We start from the raw sequence: 23,054 nt of genomic DNA, 5'->3' as shown, positions 1-23,054 counted from the left end.
CAAGCCTCGCTCCTACGGTTTACCAGCGTCTGCATGACCGGCGCATAACCTGTAGGAGCGAGGCTTGCCCGCGAAGAGGCCCGAACAACCAACATCACTTTCACAGCGGCAATAAAAAACCCGGAAGCTTTCGCTGTCCGGGTTTTGTCTTTCCAGCATCAATCAGCGGTTAAACCGCTCCACCAACGAATACTGGGTATTGGCCGTCTTGGTCAGTTCTTCACTCAGCAACGCCGAGTGTTGTGCCTGTTCCGAGGTCTGGTCCGCCAGTTGCGAGATGTTGCTGATGTTGCGGCTGATTTCTTCGGCCACCGAGCTTTGCTCTTCGGTTGCCGCAGCAATCTGCGTGGTCATGTCGGTGATGTGCGCCACCGCTTCGCTGATGCCGATCAGTGCCTGGTCCGCTTCCAGTACTCGCGCCACACCTTCTTCAGCTTGGCGATGGCCGGCGTCCATGGTCTGCACGGCAGTGTTGGCGGTCTGTTGCAGCTTGGCGATCAGTGCATGGATCTGCCCGGTGGACTCGCTGGTGCGTTGCGCCAGTTGGCGCACTTCGTCGGCCACGACCGCGAAACCACGGCCCATTTCACCGGCGCGAGCCGCTTCGATGGCGGCGTTCAACGCCAGCAGATTGGTCTGGTCGGCGATGCCTTTGATCACATCGACCACACCACCGATTTCGTCGCTGTCCTTGGCCAGTTGGGTGACGGTCAGGCCGGTTTCACCGACCACCACCGACAGACGCTGAATGGCTTCGCGGGTTTCCCCGGCGATGTCACGACCGCGACCGGTCAGGCGATTGGCTTCCTGGGTAGCGTCAGCCGTGCGTTGCACGTGGCTGGCGACTTCCTGGGTGGTGGCGGCCATCTGATTGACCGCGGTGGCCACTTGCTCGGTTTCGACGCGCTGACGTTCCAGGCCGCTGGAGCTCTTGTGGGCCAGGGTATCGGACTGCTTCGCTTGCTCAGTCAGGTGTTCGGCAGTGTCCTGCAGGCGGGTCAGGCAGGTTTTCAGGCGCGCTTCCTGGCTGAGGATCGACATTTCCAGTCGCGCCTGGGCGCCACGGCTGTCGGTGTACATCTGCGCGATCAGTGGGTCGGAGGTGGTTTGCCCGGCCAGGACCAGCAGACGCTTGAGACCGCGTTGCTGCCAGCTCAAGCCCATCAAGCCCAGTGGCACCGACAGGCCGGCGGCCAAGGCAAAACCCCAGTGGGAGTTCAGCGACGCGCCGATCATGAAGCTCAGTTGGCTGACCAGAATGAACGGCACCCAGTCCTGAAGGACCGGCAGCCACTTGTCTGTCGAAGGAATCGCCGACTTGCCCTGGTTGATGCGTTGGTAAAGCGCTTCGGCACGGCGGATCTGTTCGGCGGTGGGTTTGATCCGCACCGACTCGTAACCGACCACCTGATTGCCTTCGAAAACCGGTGTGACGTAGGCGTTAACCCAGTAGTGGTCACCGGTCTTGCAGCGATTCTTGACAATGCCCATCCATGGCAAGCCTTGTTTCAAAGTACCCCACATGTGCGCGAATACCGCTGCCGGGACGTCTGGGTGACGAACCAGGTTATGCGGCGCACGGATCAGCTCTTCACGGGAAAACCCACTGATTTCGATGAAAGCGTCGTTGCAGTAGGTGATCACGCCTTTGGCGTCGGTCGTGGAAATCAACCGTTGCTGAGCCGGGAAGGTCCGTTCGCGTTGTGTAATGGGTTGGTTGTTACGCATGGCTATGTCAATCCGTGAGGCTTTGACAGGGTGTCGGCATCGTCAGGAATTTATTGAAATTTTATTTTCAATAATCAGCGGTGCGTCGCAAAACGACCGTTGCGTCATCCGGCGAGCATCGGGTAGGTGAACAAGCCGAAATGCAGCAGGTTCAAGCCGAAATGGGTAGCGATGGCCGCACCCAACCCGCCAAATCGGTAGGCCAGACCATAGCCGACACCCGCCAGGCTCGCCAGCAACACCCATTGCCAGCCCGCGCCCAGATGGGCCAGGCCGAACACCAGCGAGGCGAGCAGCAGTGCGAGGTTTTCGCCGTAGGGCAGGTGTTTGAAGTGCCGGCTCAGGCCACCCTGGATGTAGCCGCGAAACAGCGCTTCCTCAACCAGCGTTACCAACAGCAGGTTGTTCGCCACCCACAGCCAGGCCTGGTCCGGCCATTTCGGCGCCCAACTGATCATGCCCAGCAACAAGGCACCGCCGAGGGCGAGCACGACACTCAGGATCAGGGCCATAGCGGTGGCGTAAATCGACAGTCGCAGCGAACGCCGGCCGACAATCCACGGGCAGACCAGCAACAGCCAGAAACCAATCAGGGGTTTGTCCTGATTCAGGTACATGGAAAACGGCACGGCATCGTCGGTGAGGCGATGTGGGTTGATGCCGCGACCGTTGTAGAAGCCCGGGAGCCAATGCATGGCCAGCGCCAATGCCAGAAAGATGAACAGGCCGTGACCGAGGTAACGGCCGACGGGCACCGTTTGCTGGCGCACGGCGAAACCGGCGATCAGCAACAACCCGACGGAAATCGCCGCCAGCCAGCTAAGTTGGCCGTAGACCAGGGCCAGTGCGTAGCCGAGGGAGAGGAGTGCCAGGTGCAGCCATGGCAGAGCGAGCATAGAGAGTCCTTTGAGGCTGAAGAGCTTTTGTGGCGAGGGAGCTTGCTCCCGCTGGGCTGCGAAGCGGCCCCAAATCAGGTGACCACATTGTTTCAGAAAGATCGCGTTGGTTGGTTTTACGACTGCTGCGCAGCCGAACGGGAGCAAGCTCCCTCGCCACAGGGTTGTGCAATGTTTGAGGCGCGCGATTATAAGCAGCCCACAAACAAAAACACCGCCCGAAGGCGGTGTCTTTGTCAGCAGGAGAGTTAAGAGGCAATCAACTGCCGCAACACATAATGCAAAATCCCCCCCGCCTTGAAGTACTCCACTTCGTTCAACGTGTCGATCCGGCACAACACCTCGATCTTCTCGCTGCTGCCGTCTTCACGGGTGATCACCAGCGTCAGGTTCATGCGCGGCGTCACTTCAACCCCGGTCAAACCGAGAATATCCACTGTTTCCTTGCCCGTGAGGTTCAGGCTTTTGCGGTTCTGATCCAGCTTGAACTGCAGCGGCAGCACACCCATGCCCACCAGGTTGGAGCGGTGAATCCGCTCGAAGCTTTCAGCGATGACCGCTTTCACCCCCAGCAGATTGGTGCCCTTGGCCGCCCAGTCTCGGCTCGACCCGGTGCCGTATTCTTGCCCGGCGATCACCACCAGCGGCGTGCCCGAGGCTTGATAGCGCATGGCCGCGTCGTAGATCGGCAGTTTCTCGCCGGTCGGAATGTAGATCGTGTTGCCACCTTCTTCACCACCGAGCATTTCATTGCGAATGCGGATGTTGGCGAAGGTACCGCGCATCATCACTTCATGGTTGCCACGACGGGAGCCGTAGGAGTTGAAGTCCCGTGGCTCCACGCCTTTCTCGCGCAGGTAATGCCCGGCCGGGCTGTCGGCCTTGATGTTACCAGCGGGGGAGATGTGGTCGGTGGTCACCGAATCGCCGAGTAGCGCCAGTACATTGGCTTTCTTCACATCCTGGATCACCGGCAGCGGGCCGCCGATGTCATCGAAGAACGGCGGATGCTGGATGTACGTCGAATCCTCCTGCCAGACATAAGTCGCGGCTTGCGGCACTTCGATCGCCTGCCATTGCTCGTCACCGGCAAACACTTCGGCGTATTCCTTGTGGAACATCGCGGTGTTGACCTGACTCACCGCGTCGGCGATTTCCTTGGAGCTCGGCCAGATGTCCCGCAGATAAACCGGATTGCCGTTCTTGTCATCGCCAAGGGATTCGCTGCTGATGTCGATCCGCACCGTGCCGGCCAATGCATAAGCGACAACTAGCGGCGGCGAGGCCAGCCAGTTGGTTTTGACCAGCGGATGCACCCGGCCTTCGAAGTTGCGGTTACCGGACAGCACCGAAGCCACGGCCAGATCGGCTTTCTGAATCGCCTTCTCGATGGGCTCCGGCAACGGCCCGGAGTTACCGATGCAGGTGGTGCAGCCGTAGCCGACCAAGGCAAAACCCAGTTCATCGAGGTATTGGGTCAGGCCGGCTGCTTTGTAGTAGTCGGTGACCACTTTCGAACCGGGCGCGAGGGAACTCTTGACCCACGGTTTGCGCCTGAGGCCTTTCTCCACGGCTTTTTTCGCCACCAACCCGGCCGCCATCATCACGCTCGGGTTGGAGGTGTTGGTGCAGGAAGTGATGGCGGCGATCACCACCGCGCCGTTTTTCAGCCGATAGGTATGGCCTTCAGACTCGTAGTCCGCTTCGCCAATCAAATCAGCGTTGCCCACCGCGACACCGCCGCCACCTTCACTTTCCAGGCGACCTTCTTCTTTGCTGGTAGGTTTGAGTTGCAGGCCGATGAAGTCGCTGAAGGCTTGGGCGACATTCGGCAGCGAGACGCGGTCCTGCGGGCGTTTAGGCCCGGCGAGACTGGCTTCGACACTGCCCATGTCCAGCTCCAGGCTGTCGGTGAATATCGGTTCCTTGCCCGGCAGACGCCACAGGCCCTGGGCCTTGGTGTAGGCCTCGACCAGTTTGACCACTTCGGGCGGCCGGCCGGACAGGCGCAGGTATTCCAGCGTCACGTCATCCACCGGAAAGAAACCACAGGTGGCGCCGTATTCCGGGGCCATGTTGGCGATGGTCGCGCGGTCGGCCAACGGCAGGTCAGCCAAACCGTCGCCGTAGAACTCGACGAACTTACCGACCACGCCTTTTTTGCGCAGCATCTGGGTGACCGTCAGCACCAGGTCGGTGGCCGTGATGCCTTCCTTGAGCTTGCCGGTGAGTTTGAAGCCAATCACTTCCGGAATCAGCATCGACACCGGTTGGCCGAGCATCGCCGCTTCCGCTTCGATCCCGCCGACGCCCCAGCCGAGGACGCCGAGGCCATTGATCATGGTGGTGTGGGAGTCGGTGCCGACCAACGTGTCGGGGAAGGCGTACGTGCGGCCGTCCTCGTCCTTGGTCCAGACCGTGCGGCCGAGGTATTCCAGGTTCACCTGATGGCAGATCCCGGTGCCTGGCGGCACGACGCTGAAGTTGTCGAAGGCGTTCTGGCCCCAGCGCAGGAAGGCGTAACGCTCACCGTTGCGCTGCATTTCGATGTCGACGTTCTGTTCGAAGGCGCTGGAACTGGCGAACTTGTCGACCATCACCGAGTGGTCGATCACCAGGTCCACCGGCGACAGCGGGTTGATGCGTTGCGGGTCGCCGCCGGCCTTGGCCATGGCGGCGCGCATGGCGGCCAGGTCGACCACGGCGGGCACGCCGGTGAAGTCTTGCATTAACACGCGGGCAGGGCGGTACTGGATTTCGCGATCGGAGCGGCGCTCCTTGAGCCACGCGGCAATCGCCTTGAGGTCGGCGCCAGTGACGGTTTTTTCGTCTTCCCAGCGCAGCAGGTTTTCCAGCAGGACTTTCAACGACATCGGCAACTTGTCGAGATCACCGAGGCTCTTGGCAGCGTCGGGCAGACTGAAATAGTGGTAGGTCTTGTCGTCGATTTGTAAGGTCTTAAGGGTTTTCAGGCTATCGAGGGACGGCATTTGAAATGACTCCTTTAAGTCCGCACGGCTACGGACTGGGGGAAGGACAGAGCATTAAACCTAGCCCTGTTTTAAGTAGCTGGCTAATAACTGGACTCTATCGACAAGTCCAAGGTTCCGAACTCGGCTATCATGCGGCGGTTTTCGTGACAGGCTTTGCTTCAACGCAAGCCTGGGCATCGCGCAGTGGTTGAATTTCTCGCCATCTGCCCAGGAGTAAGAATGAACACCCTCTTTATGCATTGCCGGCCGGGCTTCGAAGGCGAAGTCTGTTCCGAGATTTCCGAACACGCGGCACGGCTGAACGTGGCCGGTTATGCCAAGGCTAAAACCGCCAGCGCCTGTGCCGAATTTATTTGTACCGAAGAAGATGGCGCCGAGCGCCTGATGCGCGGCCAGCGGTTCGCCGAATTGATCTTCCCGCGTCAGTGGGCTCGGGGGATCTTCATCGATCTGCCGGAAACCGACCGTATCAGCGTGATCCTGGCGCACATTGTCGACTTCCCGGTGTGCGGCAGCCTGTGGCTGGAAATGGTCGACACCAACGATGGCAAGGAACTGTCGAACTTCTGCAAGAAGTTCGAAGGTCACCTGCGCAAGGCACTGATGGCGGCCGGCAAACTGGTGGAAGACGCCAGTAAACCGCGCCTGCTGCTGACGTTCAAAAGCGGCCGTGAAGTGTTCGTCGGTTTGGCTGAGTCGAATAACTCTGCGATGTGGCCGATGGGCATCCCACGGCTGAAGTTCCCGCGTGACGCACCAAGCCGTTCGACCCTGAAGCTGGAAGAGGCCTGGCACCATTTCATCCCGCGCGACCAGTGGGACGAGCGTTTGCACAGCGACATGACCGGCGTTGACCTGGGCGCCGCGCCGGGCGGTTGGACCTGGCAACTGGTCAACCGTGGCATGCTGGTGACCGCCATCGACAACGGCCCGATGGCCGAAAGCCTGATGGACACTGGTTTGGTGCAGCACTTGATGGCTGACGGTTTTACCTTCAAGCCTCGTCAGCCAGTGGACTGGATGGTTTGCGACATCGTCGAGAAACCGGCGCGCAACGCCGCGATGCTCGAAGAATGGATTGGCGAAGGGCATTGCCGCGAAGCGGTGGTCAACCTCAAGCTGCCGATGAAACAGCGTTACGCTGAAGTGAAGCGCTTGCTCGAACGCATCGCTGATGGCTTCAAGGAACGCGGCATCAAGGTCGAAATTGGCTGCAAACAGCTGTATCACGACCGCGAAGAAGTGACCTGCCACCTGCGCCGGATTGACGTGAAGAAACCTAAGTCCCGTTAATCACGCGGACTAATGTGGGACCGGGCTTTTGTGGCGAGGGAGCTTGCTCCGCTGGGCTGCGAAGCAGCCCTAATACCAGACGCCGAGATCTTCCGATAAACCGCATCGCCAGAATTGGGGCCGCTTCGCGCTCCAGCGGGAGCAAGCTCCCTCGCCACAGTGACAAGCTGTACGATCTGTTAAGAACCCCGGCAATGCGCGACAATGCCGGCCAGTTTCAGGAGTGAATCATGAGTGAAATGCTTGATACGCCGGTAGACGGCACCCTCGATGCCACCGGCCTCAATTGCCCGGAGCCGGTGATGATGTTGCACCAGCACATTCGTGACCTGGCGCCCGGCGGCTTGCTCAAGGTGATCGCCACCGACCCGTCGACCCGTCGCGATATCCCCAAGTTTTGCGTGTTCCTCGACCACGAACTGGTCGCGCAGCATGAAGAGGCAGGCACCTACCTCTACTGGATCCGCAAGAAACTCGCTTAACCCGCTGACTGGCTGATGCGGATCCGCTTGCGTGCACTGCGCGTCAGGCGGATTGACAGCATCAGCGCCGCGCAACTCAAGCCCACGATCAAACCCTGCCACAGCCCACTCGGGCCACTTGGCGTGCCGAACCAATCGGTCAGCCCCAAGGCGTAACCCACCGGCAAACCAATCCCCCAGTACGCAAACAGCGTCAGGATCATCGTCACCCGTGTGTCCTGATAACCGCGCAGCGCGCCGGCCGCCGTGACCTGGATCGCGTCGGAAAACTGGAACAGCGCCGAATACACGATCAGCATCGCCGCCACATGGATCACCGTCGGATCAGCCGTGTAGATCGTTGCGATGTGTTCACGCAGCAACAGCATCATGCTCGCCGACAGACAGGCGTAAGCCAACGCACTGCCCATGCCGACGCCCGCTGCGAATCGGGCTTCACGCGGTTCATTGCGGCCCAGTGCCTGACCGACGCGCACGGTGACGGCCATCCCCAGCGAGTAAGGGATCATAAAGACCAGCGAGCTGACGTTCAGCGCAATCTGGTGGCCGGCCACGACGGTCGCGCCGAGGCTGCCGATCAGCAGGGCAATCACCGCGAAGATGCTCGATTCGGCAAACACCGCAATGCCGATCGGCAGGCCGATGCCCAGCAGGCGTTTGATCACCGACCATTGTGGCCAGTCGAAGCGGCTGAACAGCTCGCTTTTTCGGTAGGCGGGCGCCCCGCGTGTATAGGCCGCCATGCCGAGGGCCATGAACCACATCACAATCCCCGTTGCCCAGCCACAGCCGGCACCGCCCATGGCGGGTACGCCCAAGTGGCCGTAAATGAATACGTAGTTCAACGGGATGTTCAGCGCCAGGGCGCACAGACCGAGGATCATTGCCGGGCGAGTGCGGCCCATGCCGTCACTGAAGCAGCGCAACACGTGATAGAACGCGACCGCTGGCAAACCTGCGGCGATGCCATGCAGGTATTGCATGCAGGGGCCGATCAGCTCGGGATCGACTTTCATGATGTGCAGGATCGGTTCGGCAGCGATCAGCATGCCAGTCGCCATCAACCCCACCACCAACGCCAGCCATAGCGCCTGACGCACGATCGGGCCGATCTCGCTGTGAGTGCCGGCGCCGAAGCGCTGGGCAACTTTCGGCGTCGTGGCGAGCAACGTGCCGGTCATCAGCAGGAACACCGGCACCCAGATCGAGTTACCCAGCGCCACAGCGGCGAGATCTCGTGGCCCGACACGGCCGGCCATCACCGCATCGACGAAGCCCATGGCGGTGGTCGCCAGTTGCGCGATCATGATCGGCAGCGCCAGGGCGAACAGGTTTCTCAGCTCCAGGCGAACCCGGGCCGGGCGGGTGAGGGTGGTTGCAGCGGGGCGGTCAGTTACGGAATTCAAGGGCGAAACGTCCAGGGATATTTGATGCGCTAGGCGGCGCATTCTACCCGTTGACGCAGTGGTCAGGAAAAGAGCTGTGTTAGGGATTTGTAATCCACTCTTGGCTGTTTCGACATTCCCTGTGGCGAGGGAGCTTGCTCCCGCTGGGCTGCGAAGCGGCCCCAAAATCAACAACCCGGTTTTGTCAGGCCCACCGCGTGCGCAGATTTTACGACTGCTGCGCAGCCGAACGGGAGCAAGCTCCCTCGCCACAGAGGCGCGCTGCGATCCTGAATACGCGCTGGCCCATCACATCCTTCTGCGCCTAAACTGCCGATCCGCCAAAGGAGCCTCGCCATGCTGATTGTTGCCGATGAAAATATCCCGCTGCTTGATGCCTTCTTCGAAGGTTTCGGCGAAATCCGCCGGGTGCCGGGGCGTTCCATCGACCGCGCCGCCGTCGAACAGGCCGATGTGCTGCTTGTGCGCTCGGTGACCAACGTCAACCGCGGATTGCTCGAAGGCAGCAAAGTGAAGTTCGTCGGCACCTGCACCATCGGCACCGATCACCTGGACCTGGATTACTTTCAACAGGCCGGCATCACCTGGTCCAGTGCACCCGGCTGCAATGCCCGGGGCGTGGTCGACTACGTGCTCGGCAGCCTGCTGACCCTGGCCGAAATCGAAGGCGCCGACCTGACGCAGCGCACCTATGGCGTGGTCGGTGCCGGGGAAGTGGGCGGGCGGCTGGTCAAGGTCCTGCGAGGCCTGGGCTGGAACGTACTGGTCTGCGATCCGCCACGACAAGCGGCTGAAGGCGGCGATTACGTCAGTCTTGAGCAGATCATCGAGCAGTGCGACGTCATCAGCCTGCACACGCCTTTAAAGAAGCATGGCGCTCAAACGACTTGGCATCTGTTCGACAAGCCTCGTTTGAATCGACTCAAGCCTGGCACCTGGCTGATCAATGCCAGTCGTGGTCCGGTGGTGGACAACGCCGCCCTGCGTCAGGTGTTGCTGCACCGTGAAGACCTGCAAGCGGTGCTGGACGTCTGGGAGGGTGAGCCTGAGGTCGATGTGGCATTGGCCGAACTCTGCGTGCTGGCGACCCCGCATATCGCCGGTTACAGCCTCGACGGCAAGCAGCGCGGCACGGCGCAGATCTATCAGGCGTATTGCGACTTTCTCGGTCAGCCGGCCCAGGTCAGCCTGAGCGATTTGCTGCCGGCGCCGTGGTTGTCACACGTGACGTTGAACGCTGATAGCGACCCGGCCTGGGCGCTGGCGATGTTGTGCCGCGGCGTGTACGACCCGCGCCGTGACGATGCAGATTTTCGTCGCAGCCTTGTAGGTAACGTGAACGAGCAGCGCGCGGCGTTCGATGCACTGCGCAAGCATTATCCGCTGCGGCGTGAGATTGACGGGTTGCAGGTGCGCATTGAGGGGGATTCGCCGGTGTTGCGCCAGATTGTGGCGGCGTTGGGTGCAGTGGCTGTCTAAGGACCGAGTTGGCCCATTCGCGAGCAAGCCCGCTCCCACATTTGATCTCGGCTGAACACGAGATCTGTGTTCACCACAAGACACCTGTGGGAGCGGCTTGCTCGCGAATGGCTGCACCACAATTTTGGATAATCACCCATAAAAAACCCGGCCAACGAGGGCCGGGTCAAGAAGACGGTGGCTATATCACTTTTGTTCGGCAGGCTTGACCAGTCGCTTCTCCAGTTCGCGGCAAGCGTCCTGGATCATGTCTTCAGTGATCGGTACTTCACGTCCATGCTCATCAATAATCGAGCAACCCAGAGACTGGTGCGGCTGCGTGCGGATCACTTCAATTTTGTCATCGCTGCTGTTTTGCAAGGACATGGCCTGTCTCCTCATCAGGTTGTGTGCTTACTCTAAAACCGCCAGGTGACCGGGCTGTGACAACTCCCTGCGATCTTCCAGGTCGGCAATACCAGTCCACCAGAAATACTTCGGCGTTGCCACCCGGACTTTAGACCAATAGCGTCTAGGCGCTAGTCTTGGCGGTCATAATTAACCTGACTCATTGTGATTTACAGCGTTCCACCCCATTGAGTGTGTAGGCTGGCCCCATCAACGCTTGTGTTGTGAACCTGGATGAACCCGATGCTCTCTTCCCGTCACCGTCGTGCCATTCGCCTGGCCAGTCATTTTGTTGCGCCTTATCGCTGGCATGCGTTCGGTGCCTTGCTGGCGCTGATTGTCACTGCGGGCATCACCTTGTCCATGGGGCAGGGGATTCGCCTGTTGGTGGATCAGGGTTTCATGACCCAGTCACCGCATTTGCTCAATCAGTCCATCGGACTGTTTATGGTATTGGTGGTTGGGCTGGCCGTCGGTACCTTTGCACGCTTCTATCTGGTGTCGTGGATCGGCGAGCGGGTTGTCGCGGACATCCGCCGTCAGGTTTTCAATCATCTGGTTTACCTGCATCCCGGTTTCTACGAAGACAACCGCAGCTCCGAGATCCAGTCGCGGCTGACCGCAGACACCACGCTGCTGCAATCGGTGATCGGCTCGTCGTTATCGCTGTTCCTGCGCAACTTGCTGATGGTGATCGGCGGGATCGTGCTGCTGTTTATCACCAACCCCAAGCTCACCAGCATCGTGGTGATTGCGTTGCCGCTGGTGGTCGCGCCGATTTTGATCTTCGGCCGTCGGGTGCGCAGCCTGTCGCGCGAGAGCCAGGACCGGATTGCCGATGTCGGCAGCTACGTCTCCGAAACCCTCGGCCAGATCAAAACCGTACAAGCCTACAACCACCAGGTCCAGGACGAGCAACGCTTTGCCGTCACCGTGGAAGAAGCATTCGAAACGGCTCGCAAACGTATCGTCCAGCGTTCGTGGTTGATCACGCTGGTGATCGTGCTGGTGCTGGGTGCAGTCGGCGTCATGCTCTGGGTCGGCGGCATGGATGTGATCGCCGGGCGGATTTCAGGTGGCGAACTGGCGGCGTTTGTTTTCTACAGTCTGATCGTCGGCAGCGCCTTCGGCACGTTGAGCGAGGTGATCGGCGAGTTGCAGCGGGCGGCCGGTGCCGCGGAACGGATTGCCGAATTGCTGCGCTCGGAAAATATCATCCAGCCACCGAGCACCGGACTGGTGACCTTGCCGGAACGGGTCAAGGGCAATCTGGTCCTTGAGGATGTACGTTTTTCCTACCCCTCGCGCCCTGAAAGCTTCGCTGTCGACGGCTTGAATCTGACGATCAACGCGGGCGAAACCCTGGCGCTGGTTGGGCCGTCCGGCGCGGGCAAGTCCACGGTGTATGACTTGCTGTTGCGTTTTTACGATCCTGCCGAAGGGCGCATCTTGCTGGAAGGCGTACCGCTGACTCAGCTTGATCCACTGGACCTGCGCCGCTGCTTCGCGCTGGTCTCGCAAAACCCGGCGCTGTTCTTCGGCAGCATCGAAGAGAACATCCGCTACGGCAATCCGGGCGCGACCCTGGCCCAGGTTCAGGAAGCGGCAAAAATCGCCTACGCCCACGACTTCATCGAACAAATGCCCAACGGCTACCAGACCCACCTCGGTGACGGTGGCCTCGGCTTGTCCGGCGGCCAACGCCAACGCCTGGCCATCGCCCGGGCGCTGCTGGTGGACGCACCGATCCTGCTGCTGGACGAAGCCACCAGCGCCCTCGACGCCCAGAGCGAACACCTGATCCAGCAAGCCCTGCCAAGCCTGATGAAAAACCGCACCACCTTGGTCATCGCCCACCGCTTGGCCACGGTGAAAAACGCTGACCGGATCGCGGTCATGGATCAGGGCAAACTGGTGGCGGTGGGCACGCACCAGGAGCTGGTGGCGAGCAATGCGTTGTATGCGCGGCTGGCGGCGTTGCAGTTCAGTGATGGCAAGGCTGAATACGATATGCACCCGTAGAAGCTGCCGCAGGCTACGATCTTTTGACATTGAATGAAGTCTGCTCAGACCAGCTTGTTCGGGCATTATGTCGGCTCGATCGAGTTGCCTGGATGAGGATATGAGTCGCTACCAACCACCGTTGACCCTGACCACAAGAATACTGGCGCTGATCGCCGAGATCAGCGAGCAGATCGGTCAGCTTTCGGCTGTAGGTGATAGTCGGCAGACGCCTCAACTGCGCCGTGGTAATCGTATCCGTACGATTCAGGCTTCATTGGCGATCGAGAACAATACGCTCAGCATCGAGCAGGTAACGGCTGTTCTGGCTGGGCAGCGAGTACTGGGTTTGCCAAGGGAAATCCAGGAAGTACGCAACGCTTTTGCAACCTACGAATCCATGCCGGACTGGCAGCCGGGCAGCCGAGCTGATTTGCTCCGGGCGCATGAGCTGCTTGTGCACGGATTGATTGATGATTGTGGCCGGTTTCGTCAGGCGGGTGTGGGCATATACCGCGGCGAACAACTGGTTCATATGGCGCCGCCTCCGAGTCGCGTTGCGCACTTGATGGATGATTTGCTGGCTTGGCTGGGTGCATCCGACTGGCATCCACTGATCATCAGTTGCGTATTCCACTATGAGTTCGAATTCATCCATCCCTTTGCTGATGGCAACGGGCGCATGGGGCGTCTCTGGCAAACTTTGATACTCAGTCAGTGGCGCCCCGTGTTGGCCTATCTGCCGGTTGAGGCGGTGATTCGTGAGCAGCAGGACGCTTATTACGCTGCATTGTCTGCCGCCGACCAGTTGGCCGAAGCAACGCCTTTTGTTGAGTTCATGCTTCAGGCGTTAAGTGTCGCGCTGGCGGAAGCTGCTCGAAGCGAACCACCAACCGACCAAGTAACCGACCAAGTAACCGACCAAGTAACCGACCAAGTAGCGAGACTGCTTCGCGTGCTTCATGACGGAAGTTCGCTCAAGGTCAATGAATTGATGGCAAAGGTCGGTTTGGCTCACAAAGCGACCTTTCGGGCTAACTATCTCAAGCCAGCATTGGCGGCCGGTCTGATCGAAATGACTGACCCTGACTCACCTAAAAGCCCGGCTCAACGATATCGATTGACCACAGTCGGCAAGGTATCGAGATCGGTGTAGGAACCGGCATTACCGGTTACTGATCGTCAAAATACCGCTCATGCCAATCCACCAGCGGCTGTGGCGAGTTGAGTTTCTGGCCGTAGATCACTGAGTACGACAGCACGTTCTGCACGTACTGGCGGGTTTCGTCGAACGGGATGCTTTCCACCCACACGTCGAAGCTCAGGTGATCGGCACCGCGCAACCATTGGCGCACGCGGCCGGGGCCGGCGTTGTAGGCAGCGGTGGCGAGGACGCGGTTGCCGTTGAACTGGCTGTGGACCTGGCTCAGGTACGCGGCGCCAAGCTGGATATTCTTGTCCGGGTCGAGCACTTGCTGCGGCGAGGCCAGGGGAATACTGAACTTGCGCGAGGTTTCCTTGGCGGTGCCGGGCATCAGTTGCATCAGGCCGCTGGCGCCGACCCCGGAACGGGCGTCGTCCATGAAGGCGCTTTCCTGGCGGGTAATGGCGAACACCCAGCTCGAATGCAAGCCACGCACCTTGGCTTCACGCACCAGGGTATCGCGGTGGGCCATCGGGAAGCGGATGTCCAGGTCATCCCAGTACTTCGCCTCGCTGATGGTGCGGATCGCCGGGAAATACCATTTCAGGTCATAGGCCAGTTTCGCCTGGGCGACCATCTCGTCACGGTTGAAGTGGCGGCTGACGTAATACCACTCGCGACGACCATCGACGACTTGTCCGCGGGCGTGGAACTCAAGAGCCCGACGAATACCCGGCGTGTTGCGCACTTTGTTGATGGTGGCCTGGCTGAGTACCAGCGGTTTGTTGACCAGCGAGTAGGGCAACTGCGAACGGTCGGCGGCCAGGAAACCATAGAAATCACGTTCGCGGGCGAGGCCCTTGTAAAGCGTCTGCGCTTCCGGATTCTGCGGTTGCGCCAACTCAAGGCTGCGGGCCTGCCAGTAGCGCCAGCGGTTGGTGGTAGCCAGGTCTTGTGGCAAACGACGGGTCAACTGATAGGCGTCGTCCCAGCGAGCCAGTCGAAGCAATAGGCGCAGACGCCACTCGGACACGGTGTTGTCCCGCAGTTCCGGGTCGTACTTGGTCATGACATCGAGTGCGCGAGGGTCATAACGCCGTGCCAGGGTCAGGCCGATTTCCCGGGCGATCGCTACTTTTTCATCGCGGGAGAAGTGCATGCTGCTCGCATAACCGTCGAGCAGGTCCATGGCCTTGTCCGGGTCCTGCTTGGCCAGGCGGCGCAGGCCAAGGCTGACGATGTCGGACATCGGCTCATCGGCCGGGATAAACCGCGACGGCTGATTGAGCAGCTCGGGTTTCTGCGCCACATCCACCAACAAGCGACCACGAGGGGCGAGGGTGGTCAGGCTGTTCACCAGGCTGTTGGCCAGCGGATAATTGCGCGCCTGGGCGGCGAGTTTGGCGCGCTCCCAGCGTTTCTGTTCGGTCAGTTGACCTTCGGCGGCCCAGGCTCCGAACAGACCATCGCAGGCCTCGGGTTGGGATTTACCGGTCAGCCAGAGCTTGTCGGCATTGGCGTAACCCTGGGCTTTGAGGTTATGGCCAATCTCATACTGCGCGTTCAGGCAGTCCAGTTCGGTGAAGTTGAGCTTGGGATCGTAGTACTTGACGAAGGTGGCCCAGTCGCCGCGATCGGCCAGCCAGCGCAACCAGCGCAATTTCATCCAGTTGGCCTGGGGCAGGTCCCCATGTTCAGCGAGGAATTTCTCGATTTCCGGGTTGCTCGCGGTTTTCAGACGCGCGGTCAGCTCGTCATAGGCCAGGTACGGTTCCAGCGGATAATCACTGAGGGCCTGACTGTAGCGAAAATAGGGGCCGGAGTCGCCGTTGGCCAAGGCGCGCTTGGCCTCATCGTAATACTGGCGTTGGGTGGACAGGTCTACCGCCTGGACTGATTGAGCGGCAGTGGCAGAGAGGAGCAAACAAGATAGAAGACTGAACAGGCGACTGCGCATGAGACATCCGGGCAGAAAAATCATGACAAGTGCCGACAGCATCAGCACTGATTGCTTGTAGCTTAGCCTTTTGCCAGCAACGGGCGAAAGCTTTGCCGGCCTGTCGGTGCAAGATCGCAACATTTGTTATGCAGAGTGCTTCGACATTGAAATTGCCGGCCTTCTGAAGCCTCAAGTCAGGTAGAATGCGCGCCCGGTTTTTGGAGAAGCTCATGACCCTGCTCAAATTCAGCGATGTGTCCCTTGCTTTCGGCTCTACGCCGTTGTTGGACAAGGTGTCCTGGCAGATCGCCCGTGGTGAGCGGGTGTGCATCATCGGCCGCAATGGCACTGGCAAGTCCAGCATGATGAAGCTCGTCAAGGGCGACCAGAAGCCCGACGACGGCTCCGTTTGGCGCGCACCCGGCCTCAAGATTGGCGAATTGCCGCAAGAATTGCCGGTAGCCGACGGGCGGACCGTGTTCGACGTAGTGGCTGAAGGCCTGGACGGTGTGGGCGAGCTGCTTGCGCAGTATCACCACCTGAGCCAGAACATCGTCACCGACGCCGACCTGGACAAGCTGATGCACGTCCAGCATGACCTCGAAGCCCGCGATGGCTGGCGTTTGCAGCAATTGGTAGACAGCACCTTGAGCCGTCTGCAGTTGCCGGCCGACAAGACCCTCGCCGAATTGTCCGGCGGCTGGCGTCGCCGCGTCCTGTTGGCCCAGGCCCTGGTTTCCGAACCGGACCTGCTGCTGCTCGACGAACCGACCAACCACCTGGACATCGGTGCAATCGCCTGGCTCGAAGAAGCGTTGAAGGATTTCCAGGGCGCCGTGCTGTTCATCACGCACGACCGTTCCTTCCTGCAAAACCTCGCCACCCGCATCCTCGAACTGGATCGCGGCGGCCTGATTGACTGGAACGGCGACTACGCCAGCTTCCTGGTGCACAAAGAAGCGTCTCTGGCGGCTGAAGATACGGCGAACGCGCTGTTTGACAAAAAACTGGCCCAGGAAGAAGTCTGGATCCGCCAGGGTATCAAGGCTCGTCGCACCCGTAACGAAGGCCGCGTCCGCGCCCTCAAAGCCCTGCGCAACGAGCGTAGCGAGCGTCGTGAGCGCACCGGCAAAGCCAACATTCAGCTGGATACCGCTGACAAGTCCGGCAAGCAGGTGATGGTCCTCGAGAACGTGAGCTTTGCTCACCCGGGTGGCCCGTTCCTGATCAAGGACTTCTCGATGGTCCTGCAGCGCGGCGACCGTATCGGTCTGCTGGGCGCCAACGGTACCGGCAAGACAACCTTGCTGAAACTGATGCTCAACGGTTTGCAGCCAACCAGCGGCACAGTGGAAGAGGGGACGCGTATCGACGTGGCTTACTTCGACCAGTTGCGCCATCAACTGGACCTGGAAAAGACCGTGATCGACAACGTGGCCGAAGGTCGCGACTTCATCGATATCGATGGTCAGAGCCGTCACGTGTTGAGCTACCTCGGCGACTTCCTGTTCAGCCCGCAGCGTGCCCGCACGCCGGTCAAGGCGCTGTCCGGTGGTGAGCGCGCTCGCCTGTTGCTGGCCAAGTTGTTCAGCAAGCCGGCGAACCTGCTGGTACTCGATGAGCCGACCAACGATCTCGATGTCGAAACCCTCGAGCTGCTGGAAGAGGTCTTGCTGACCTTCAACGGCACCGTGCTGATGGTCAGTCACGACCGGGCATTCCTCGACAACGTCGTGACCAGCACCCTGGTCTTCGAAGGTGAAGGCAAGGTTCGCGAATACGTCGGTGGTTATCAGGACTGGCTGCGTCAGGGCGGCTCGCCGCGCCTGCTGGGCGTGACTGAGAGCAAGTCCGGCAAAGCCGACCTGACCTCCGCTGTAGTGACCGCCGAAGCGGCACCAGTTGCTGCGGTAGAAGCGCCGGTGGCGAAGAAAAAGCTCAGCTACAAGTTGCAGCGCGAGTTGGAAATGTTGCCGGCTCAGATCGAAGCCATGGAAAAGCAGATCGCTGCGGTTGAAGCGCAGATGGCGGATTCCGCTTTCTATCAGCGCCCGGCTGCCGAGACTGCTGCCGTAATTGCTCAGCTTGAGCAATTACAGGCTGAACTCGACGTCATGGTCGAGCGTTGGGCCGAGCTGGATGCCTGATTGATCCTGCAATAAAAAAAGCCCGGCGTTCAGTGATGAATGCCGGGCTTTTTATATGGAATGCGATCTACTGGGCTGGTGTCTATCCCCTGTGGGAGCGAGCTTGCTCGCGATGAGGCCCTGTCAGCCGATATGAATGTTGACTGACAGGACGCCATCGCGAGCAAGCTCGCTCCCACAGGGTTTAGTGTTATCAGCTTTTGATCAGGCGTACCGCAAGCACATCGCAGGGCGCACCGTGCAGAACGTCGTTGGCGGTGGAGCCCAGCAACAGCGCCAAGCCATGCCGGCCATGGCTGCCGACCACGATCAGGTCGCAGGTCTGTTCCTTGGCCAGGTGGTGAATCTCCTGGCGCGGCTGGCCGTAAGTCAGGTGGCTGTACTCCTTGGAGAGTTCCGGATACTTCAGGATCAGCCGGTCAAGGCGTTCCTTGGCTTGATCGAACTGTTGCTGCTGCAACTGGGACAGGTCCATTGGTACGTCGCCGCCAAAGGCCATGGCCATCGGCTCGACAATATGCACCAGGGACAGCTTCGCGCCGTTGCTCACCGACAGTTCGCGAGCGCGGTGGATAACAGGGTCGCACTCTTCGGTTAGATCTACAGCGACCAGAATGTGGTGGTAGGGCATGAAGTGCTCCTCCTGAGGATTGCAATATTGGTAAGTATGGCTGGTTTCAAGCGCATTGGTTCCAAAGTGACTGAATGCGCCCATCAAGAATCGGGAGTACAGATATGACGGTCTGGATAGTGGTGTCAATCCTGCTGGTGGTACTGAGTCCACTGGCATGGTTGCGACCGTCCCGCCACCAGAGCGGCCGCATGGCCTTGCGCATGGAAGCGCGGCGCATCGGGTTGGCCATGCAACTGGCGCCTCAGGAGTGGCCGCACTGGCTGAGCCACGAGCCGCCGAGCCCGTGTGCTCAGTACCACCGCCCGCGTCGAGGTAACCAACCCAAGTGCTGGAGTTATTGGCAGAAGTCGCCAGGAGTGTGGGTCAATCAGTGGCAGGAGGTCTGTGAGGATCCGGCGTTGCTGATTCATTTCGAGAAATTGCCGGACAACGTTTACAAGATCGAGGCGGACAAGCAGATGATCACGTTGTACTGGGGCGAGAAGGGCGAGGCCGAGGTTTTGCAGCAGATCGATGCCACGCTGAAGGCGTTGGCCTGAAACACAATCCTCGCAGGAGAGCTGCCGAAGGCTGCGATCTTTTGACGTTGTTTTTAAGGGCAAGATCAAAAGATCGCAGCCTGCGGCAACTCCTACACAGGCAAACTCCTGCGCCTGACAGACAGGCAATAAAAAGCCCGACATCATCATCGGGCTGGAGTTGGCCAGGCAGGCCGGAAATTCTTTGTGGCGCTGATCTTACGCTGGGCATTCGCCAAAAGCGTTCAAATTTTTTCCTCAATGTCCCGCTAGCGTAGCTGCTCAAACGCAGGTTGCCGCGAATTAGGGCGACTTTTCTAACTATTGATCCTATGAATGGCCTCACATGCATCCGCGTGTTGCAGGACTTCGTGTTACGGAAGTGACCGGAAAGTCGCGTTTAAACCAGCATTTTGGGCGATTGACAATTGTCGGAAATTCCGTGAAGGTGACGTACCCAAATCAAACGGGCGTATGAATTGAGCGTTTGTATTTCAGACCGCTCCTACAGAATCCCGACTATCGCGTTGGCGGGTGTGCCGGGTGGATTGGCGTTAGCATCGACGAAAAGCGTCCTGCCGAGCCATTCGCCTGCGTCCGACGTGTACTGTTCAGCTTCCATATCGTGGAGATCAGTTGATGATTTACGAAGGTAAAGCCATCACGGTTAAGGCTCTTGAAAGTGGCATCGTCGAACTGAAGTTCGATCTCAAGGGTGAGTCCGTCAACAAGTTCAACCGTCTAACCCTGAACGAATTGCGTCAGGCTGTAGACACCATCAAGGCAGATGCTTCGATCAAGGGTGTGATCGTCAGCAGTGGCAAGGACGTGTTCATCGTCGGCGCCGACATCACCGAATTTGTCGAAAACTTCAAGCTGCCTGATGCAGAGCTTGTCGCTGGCAACCTCGAAGCCAACAAGATTTTCAGCGATTTCGAAGACCTCAACGTCCCGACTGTCGCCGCGATCAACGGTATCGCCCTGGGTGGCGGTCTGGAAATGTGCCTGGCGGCGGACTACCGCGTCATGTCCACCAAGGCCAAGATCGGTCTGCCAGAAGTCAAACTGGGCATCTACCCAGGCTTCGGCGGCACCGTGCGCCTGCCGCGCATCATCGGTGCCGACAACGCCATCGAGTGGATTGCCTCTGGCAAGGAAAACCGTCCTGAAGACGCACTGAAAGTCAGCGCCGTCGATGCGGTGGTTGCCCCTGAGAAGCTGCAGGAAGCTGCCCTGGAACTGATCAAGCGCGCCATCTCCGGCGAGTTCGACTTCAAGGCCAAGCGTCAGCCGAAGCTTGAGAAACTCAAGCTGAATGCAATTGAACAAATGATGGCTTTCGAAACCGCCAAAGGTTTTGTTGCCGGTCAAGCTGGCCCGAACTACCCGGCGCCGGTCGAAGCGATCAAGACCATCCAGAAAGCCGCGAACTTCGGTCGCGACAAAGCGCTGGAAGTCGAAGCCGCCGGTTTCGTCAAACTGGCCAAGACATCTGCCGCGCAGAGCTTGATCGGTCTGTTCCTGAACGATCAGGAACTGAAGAAAAAGGCCAAGGCCTACGACGAAATCGCCAAGGACGTGAAACAGGCTGCTGTATTGGGCGCTGGCATCATGGGTGGTGGTATCGCTTATCAGTCGGCCTCCAAAGGTACGCCGATCCTGATGAAGGACATCAATGAGCACGGCATCGAGCAAGGTTTGGCTGAGGCCGCCAAACTGCTGGTCGGTCGCGTTGATAAAGGTCGTATGACTCCAGCGAAAATGGCTGAAGTGCTTAACGCCATTCGTCCGACCCTGTCCTACGGTGATTTCGGTCACGTTGACCTGGTCGTTGAAGCAGTCGTCGAGAACCCTAAGGTCAAGCAAGCCGTACTGGCCGAAGTCGAAGACAACGTCAAAGAGGACACCATCCTCGCGTCCAATACCTCGACCATTTCCATCACCTTGCTGGCCAAAGCCCTCAAGCGTCCGGAAAACTTCGTCGGCATGCACTTCTTCAACCCGGTGCACATGATGCCGCTGGTTGAAGTGATTCGCGGCGAGAAGTCCAGCGAGCTGGCCGTTGCCACCACCGTTGCCTACGCCAAGAAAATGGGCAAGAACCCGATCGTGGTCAACGACTGCCCGGGCTTCTTGGTCAACCGCGTGCTGTTCCCGTACTTCGGCGGTTTCGCCAAGCTGGTCAGCGCCGGTGTGGACTTCGTCCGTATCGACAAGATCATGGAAAAATTCGGCTGGCCAATGGGCCCGGCATACCTGATGGACGTGGTCGGCATCGACACCGGTCACCACGGTCGTGACGTGATGGCTGAAGGTTTCCCGGACCGCATGAAGGATGATCGCCGTTCGGCCATCGATGTGCTCTACGAAGCCAAACGCCTGGGCCAGAAGAATGGCAAGGGTTTCTACGCTTACGAGACCGACAAGAAAGGCAAGCAGAAGAAAGTCGCCGACCCGTCGGTACTGGAAGTGCTCAAGCCGATCGTTTACGAGCAGCGCGAAGTCACTGACGAAGACATCATCAACTGGATGATGATCCCGCTGTGCCTGGAAACCGTGCGTTGCCTGGAAGATGGCATTGTCGAAACCGCCGCCGAAGCCGACATGGGTCTGGTCTACGGTATTGGTTTCCCTCCATTCCGTGGCGGCGCGTTGCGCTACATCGATTCTATCGGTGTTGCAGAGTTCGTTGCCCTGGCTGACCAGTACGCTGATTTGGGCGCGCTGTACCACCCGACCGCAAAACTGCGTGAAATGGCCAAAACCGGCCAACGGTTCTTCGGTTAAGCGTCCAAACACTTGAGCGAGAGTGAAATTTTATGAGCTTGAATCCAAGAGACGTCGTGATTGTCGACTTCGGTCGTACTCCGATGGGCCGCTCCAAGGGTGGCATGCACCGTAACACCCGCGCCGAAGACATGTCGGCGCACCTGATCAGCAAATTGCTGGAACGCAACGTCAAGGTTGATCCGAACGAAGTCGAAGACGTGATCTGGGGCTGCGTAAACCAGACCCTGGAGCAGGGCTGGAACATCGCGCGCATGGCGTCCCTGATGACTCAGATTCCGCACACTGCTGCCGGCCAGACCGTCAGCCGCCTGTGTGGCTCGTCGATGAGTGCGCTGCACACAGCTGCGCAAGCGATCATGACCGGTAACGGTGACGTGTTCGTGGTTGGCGGCGTCGAGCATATGGGTCACGTGAGCATGATGCACGGTGTCGATCCGAACCCGCACATGTCCCTGTACGCGGCGAAAGCCTCGGGCATGATGGGGCTGACCGCTGAAATGCTGGGCAAAATGCACGGCATCACTCGCGAACAACAGGATGCTTTCGGGGTGCGCTCTCACCAGCTCGCCTACAAAGCGACCCTGGAAGGCAAGTTCAAAGACGAAATCATCCCGATGCAAGGCTACGACGAGAACGGTTTCCTGAAACTGTTCGACTACGACGAAACCATTCGTCCGGAAACCACCCTGGAAAGCCTGGCGGCTTTGAAGCCAGCGTTTAACCCGAAGGGCGGCACCGTGACAGCCGGGACTTCGTCGCAAATCACTGATGGTGCTTCGTGCATGATAGTGATGTCGGCGCAGCGTGCGCAGGACCTGGGCATCCAGCCTATGGCTGTGATTCGTTCGATGGCAGTGGCAGGTGTGGACCCGGCGATCATGGGCTATGGTCCAGTACCGGCCACCCAAAAAGCACTGAAGCGTGCGGGCCTGGGTATTAACGATATCGACTTCTTTGAGCTCAACGAAGCTTTCGCCGCACAGGCCCTGCCAGTGCTGAAAGATTTGAAAGTGCTCGACAAGATGAACGAGAAGGTTAACCTGCACGGCGGCGCGATCGCCTTGGGTCACCCGTTCGGTTGTTCCGGTGCACGTATCTCCGGCACTTTGCTGAACGTGATGAAGCAAAATGGCGGCACCTTTGGGGTAGCCACCATGTGCATTGGTCTCGGCCAAGGCATCTCCACCGTCTTCGAACGCGTTTAAGCGTCTCGTTGA

General features: G+C 59.4%; 16 protein-coding genes. 9 read left to right on the top strand and 7 right to left on the bottom strand.

The annotated features are described in order from the left end of the window. Positions 1–162: 162 nt before the first annotated feature. The 3 genes from AC1MEW_RS27330 to acnA form a co-directional block, all read right to left on the bottom strand. Positions 163–1,728 (bottom strand): methyl-accepting chemotaxis protein, encoded by a 1,566-nt coding sequence (locus AC1MEW_RS27330; RefSeq protein WP_201202172.1) that lies wholly within the window; start codon positions 1,726–1,728, stop codon positions 163–165. A gap of 104 nt (positions 1,729–1,832) precedes the next feature. Then, positions 1,833–2,624, bottom strand: a complete 792-nt coding sequence (locus AC1MEW_RS27325) for a CPBP family intramembrane glutamic endopeptidase (RefSeq protein WP_480424302.1) — start codon at positions 2,622–2,624, stop codon at positions 1,833–1,835. Between the two features lie 248 nt (positions 2,625–2,872). After that, a complete protein-coding gene (gene acnA / locus AC1MEW_RS27320; protein ID WP_201205002.1) occupies positions 2,873–5,614 on the bottom strand; it encodes an aconitate hydratase AcnA in 2,742 nt (913 codons plus the stop codon). Between the two features lie 222 nt (positions 5,615–5,836). Between acnA and rlmM the strand changes: the two genes are divergently transcribed. Together rlmM and tusA are read left to right on the top strand one after the other, a co-directional pair. After that, positions 5,837–6,910, top strand: coding sequence for a 23S rRNA (cytidine(2498)-2'-O)-methyltransferase RlmM (gene rlmM, locus AC1MEW_RS27315; RefSeq protein WP_201192860.1), 1,074 nt, complete (start codon positions 5,837–5,839; stop codon positions 6,908–6,910). A gap of 230 nt (positions 6,911–7,140) precedes the next feature. Continuing rightward, complete coding sequence (gene tusA, locus AC1MEW_RS27310) at positions 7,141–7,392, top strand: sulfurtransferase TusA (RefSeq protein ID WP_054054315.1); 252 nt, start codon at positions 7,141–7,143, stop codon at positions 7,390–7,392. Here tusA and AC1MEW_RS27305 read toward each other — a convergent pair. Then, complete coding sequence (locus AC1MEW_RS27305) at positions 7,389–8,798, bottom strand: MATE family efflux transporter (protein ID WP_201255901.1); 1,410 nt, start codon at positions 8,796–8,798, stop codon at positions 7,389–7,391. The two genes, tusA and AC1MEW_RS27305, sit on opposite strands and share 4 nt — an antisense overlap. 336 nt (positions 8,799–9,134) lie before the next feature. On the opposite strand from AC1MEW_RS27305, the gene pdxB reads away from it, so the two are divergent. Further along, the gene (pdxB, locus tag AC1MEW_RS27300; protein ID WP_480424300.1) at positions 9,135–10,277 is read left to right on the top strand and encodes a 4-phosphoerythronate dehydrogenase PdxB; all 1,143 of its coding nucleotides are present in this window, start codon (positions 9,135–9,137) and stop codon (positions 10,275–10,277) included. A gap of 186 nt (positions 10,278–10,463) precedes the next feature. Here the strand turns inward: pdxB and AC1MEW_RS27295 are convergent, their stop codons facing one another. After that, positions 10,464–10,643 (bottom strand): PA1571 family protein, encoded by a 180-nt coding sequence (locus AC1MEW_RS27295; protein WP_201204992.1) that lies wholly within the window; start codon positions 10,641–10,643, stop codon positions 10,464–10,466. A 255-nt stretch (positions 10,644–10,898) separates the two neighbouring features. On the opposite strand from AC1MEW_RS27295, the gene AC1MEW_RS27290 reads away from it, so the two are divergent. Further along, positions 10,899–12,686 (top strand): ABC transporter transmembrane domain-containing protein, encoded by a 1,788-nt coding sequence (locus AC1MEW_RS27290; RefSeq protein WP_201255900.1) that lies wholly within the window; start codon positions 10,899–10,901, stop codon positions 12,684–12,686. Positions 12,687–12,786: 100 nt separating this feature from the next. Beyond that, on the top strand, positions 12,787–13,821 hold the full coding sequence (locus AC1MEW_RS27285; RefSeq protein WP_480424299.1) for a Fic family protein: 1,035 nt from the start codon (positions 12,787–12,789) through the stop codon (positions 13,819–13,821). A 16-nt stretch (positions 13,822–13,837) separates the two neighbouring features. Here AC1MEW_RS27285 and AC1MEW_RS27280 read toward each other — a convergent pair whose 3' ends face one another. Beyond that, positions 13,838–15,766: a transglycosylase SLT domain-containing protein gene (locus tag AC1MEW_RS27280; RefSeq protein WP_201204988.1), complete on the bottom strand. Its 1,929-nt coding sequence runs from the start codon at positions 15,764–15,766 to the stop codon at positions 13,838–13,840. A gap of 212 nt (positions 15,767–15,978) precedes the next feature. Here AC1MEW_RS27280 and AC1MEW_RS27275 point away from each other — a divergent pair, with 212 nt between their 5' ends. Continuing rightward, positions 15,979–17,895 carry an ATP-binding cassette domain-containing protein gene (locus tag AC1MEW_RS27275; RefSeq protein ID WP_201257040.1) on the top strand — a complete coding sequence of 639 codons (1,917 nt, stop codon included), beginning with the start codon at positions 15,979–15,981 and terminating at the stop codon, positions 17,893–17,895. A gap of 193 nt (positions 17,896–18,088) precedes the next feature. Here AC1MEW_RS27275 and AC1MEW_RS27270 read toward each other — a convergent pair whose 3' ends face one another. Further along, positions 18,089–18,526, bottom strand: coding sequence for a universal stress protein (locus AC1MEW_RS27270; RefSeq protein ID WP_077748224.1), 438 nt, complete (start codon positions 18,524–18,526; stop codon positions 18,089–18,091). Between the two features lie 104 nt (positions 18,527–18,630). Between AC1MEW_RS27270 and AC1MEW_RS27265 the strand changes: the two genes are divergently transcribed. From AC1MEW_RS27265 to fadA, 3 genes are all read left to right on the top strand, one after another. Next, positions 18,631–19,068, top strand: a complete 438-nt coding sequence (locus tag AC1MEW_RS27265; RefSeq protein WP_201204982.1) for a hypothetical protein — start codon at positions 18,631–18,633, stop codon at positions 19,066–19,068. Between the two features lie 618 nt (positions 19,069–19,686). Next, positions 19,687–21,834 (top strand): fatty acid oxidation complex subunit alpha FadB, encoded by a 2,148-nt coding sequence (gene fadB, locus AC1MEW_RS27260; protein ID WP_201204980.1) that lies wholly within the window; start codon positions 19,687–19,689, stop codon positions 21,832–21,834. Between the two features lie 32 nt (positions 21,835–21,866). After that, positions 21,867–23,042 carry an acetyl-CoA C-acyltransferase FadA gene (gene fadA, locus AC1MEW_RS27255; protein ID WP_201192830.1) on the top strand — a complete coding sequence of 392 codons (1,176 nt, stop codon included), beginning with the start codon at positions 21,867–21,869 and terminating at the stop codon, positions 23,040–23,042. The last annotated feature ends 12 nt before the right edge of the window (positions 23,043–23,054 follow it).

It is taken from the genome of Pseudomonas sp. ASL4 (assembly GCF_056680395.1).
This window is presented reverse-complemented; position numbering and strand designations above follow the sequence as displayed.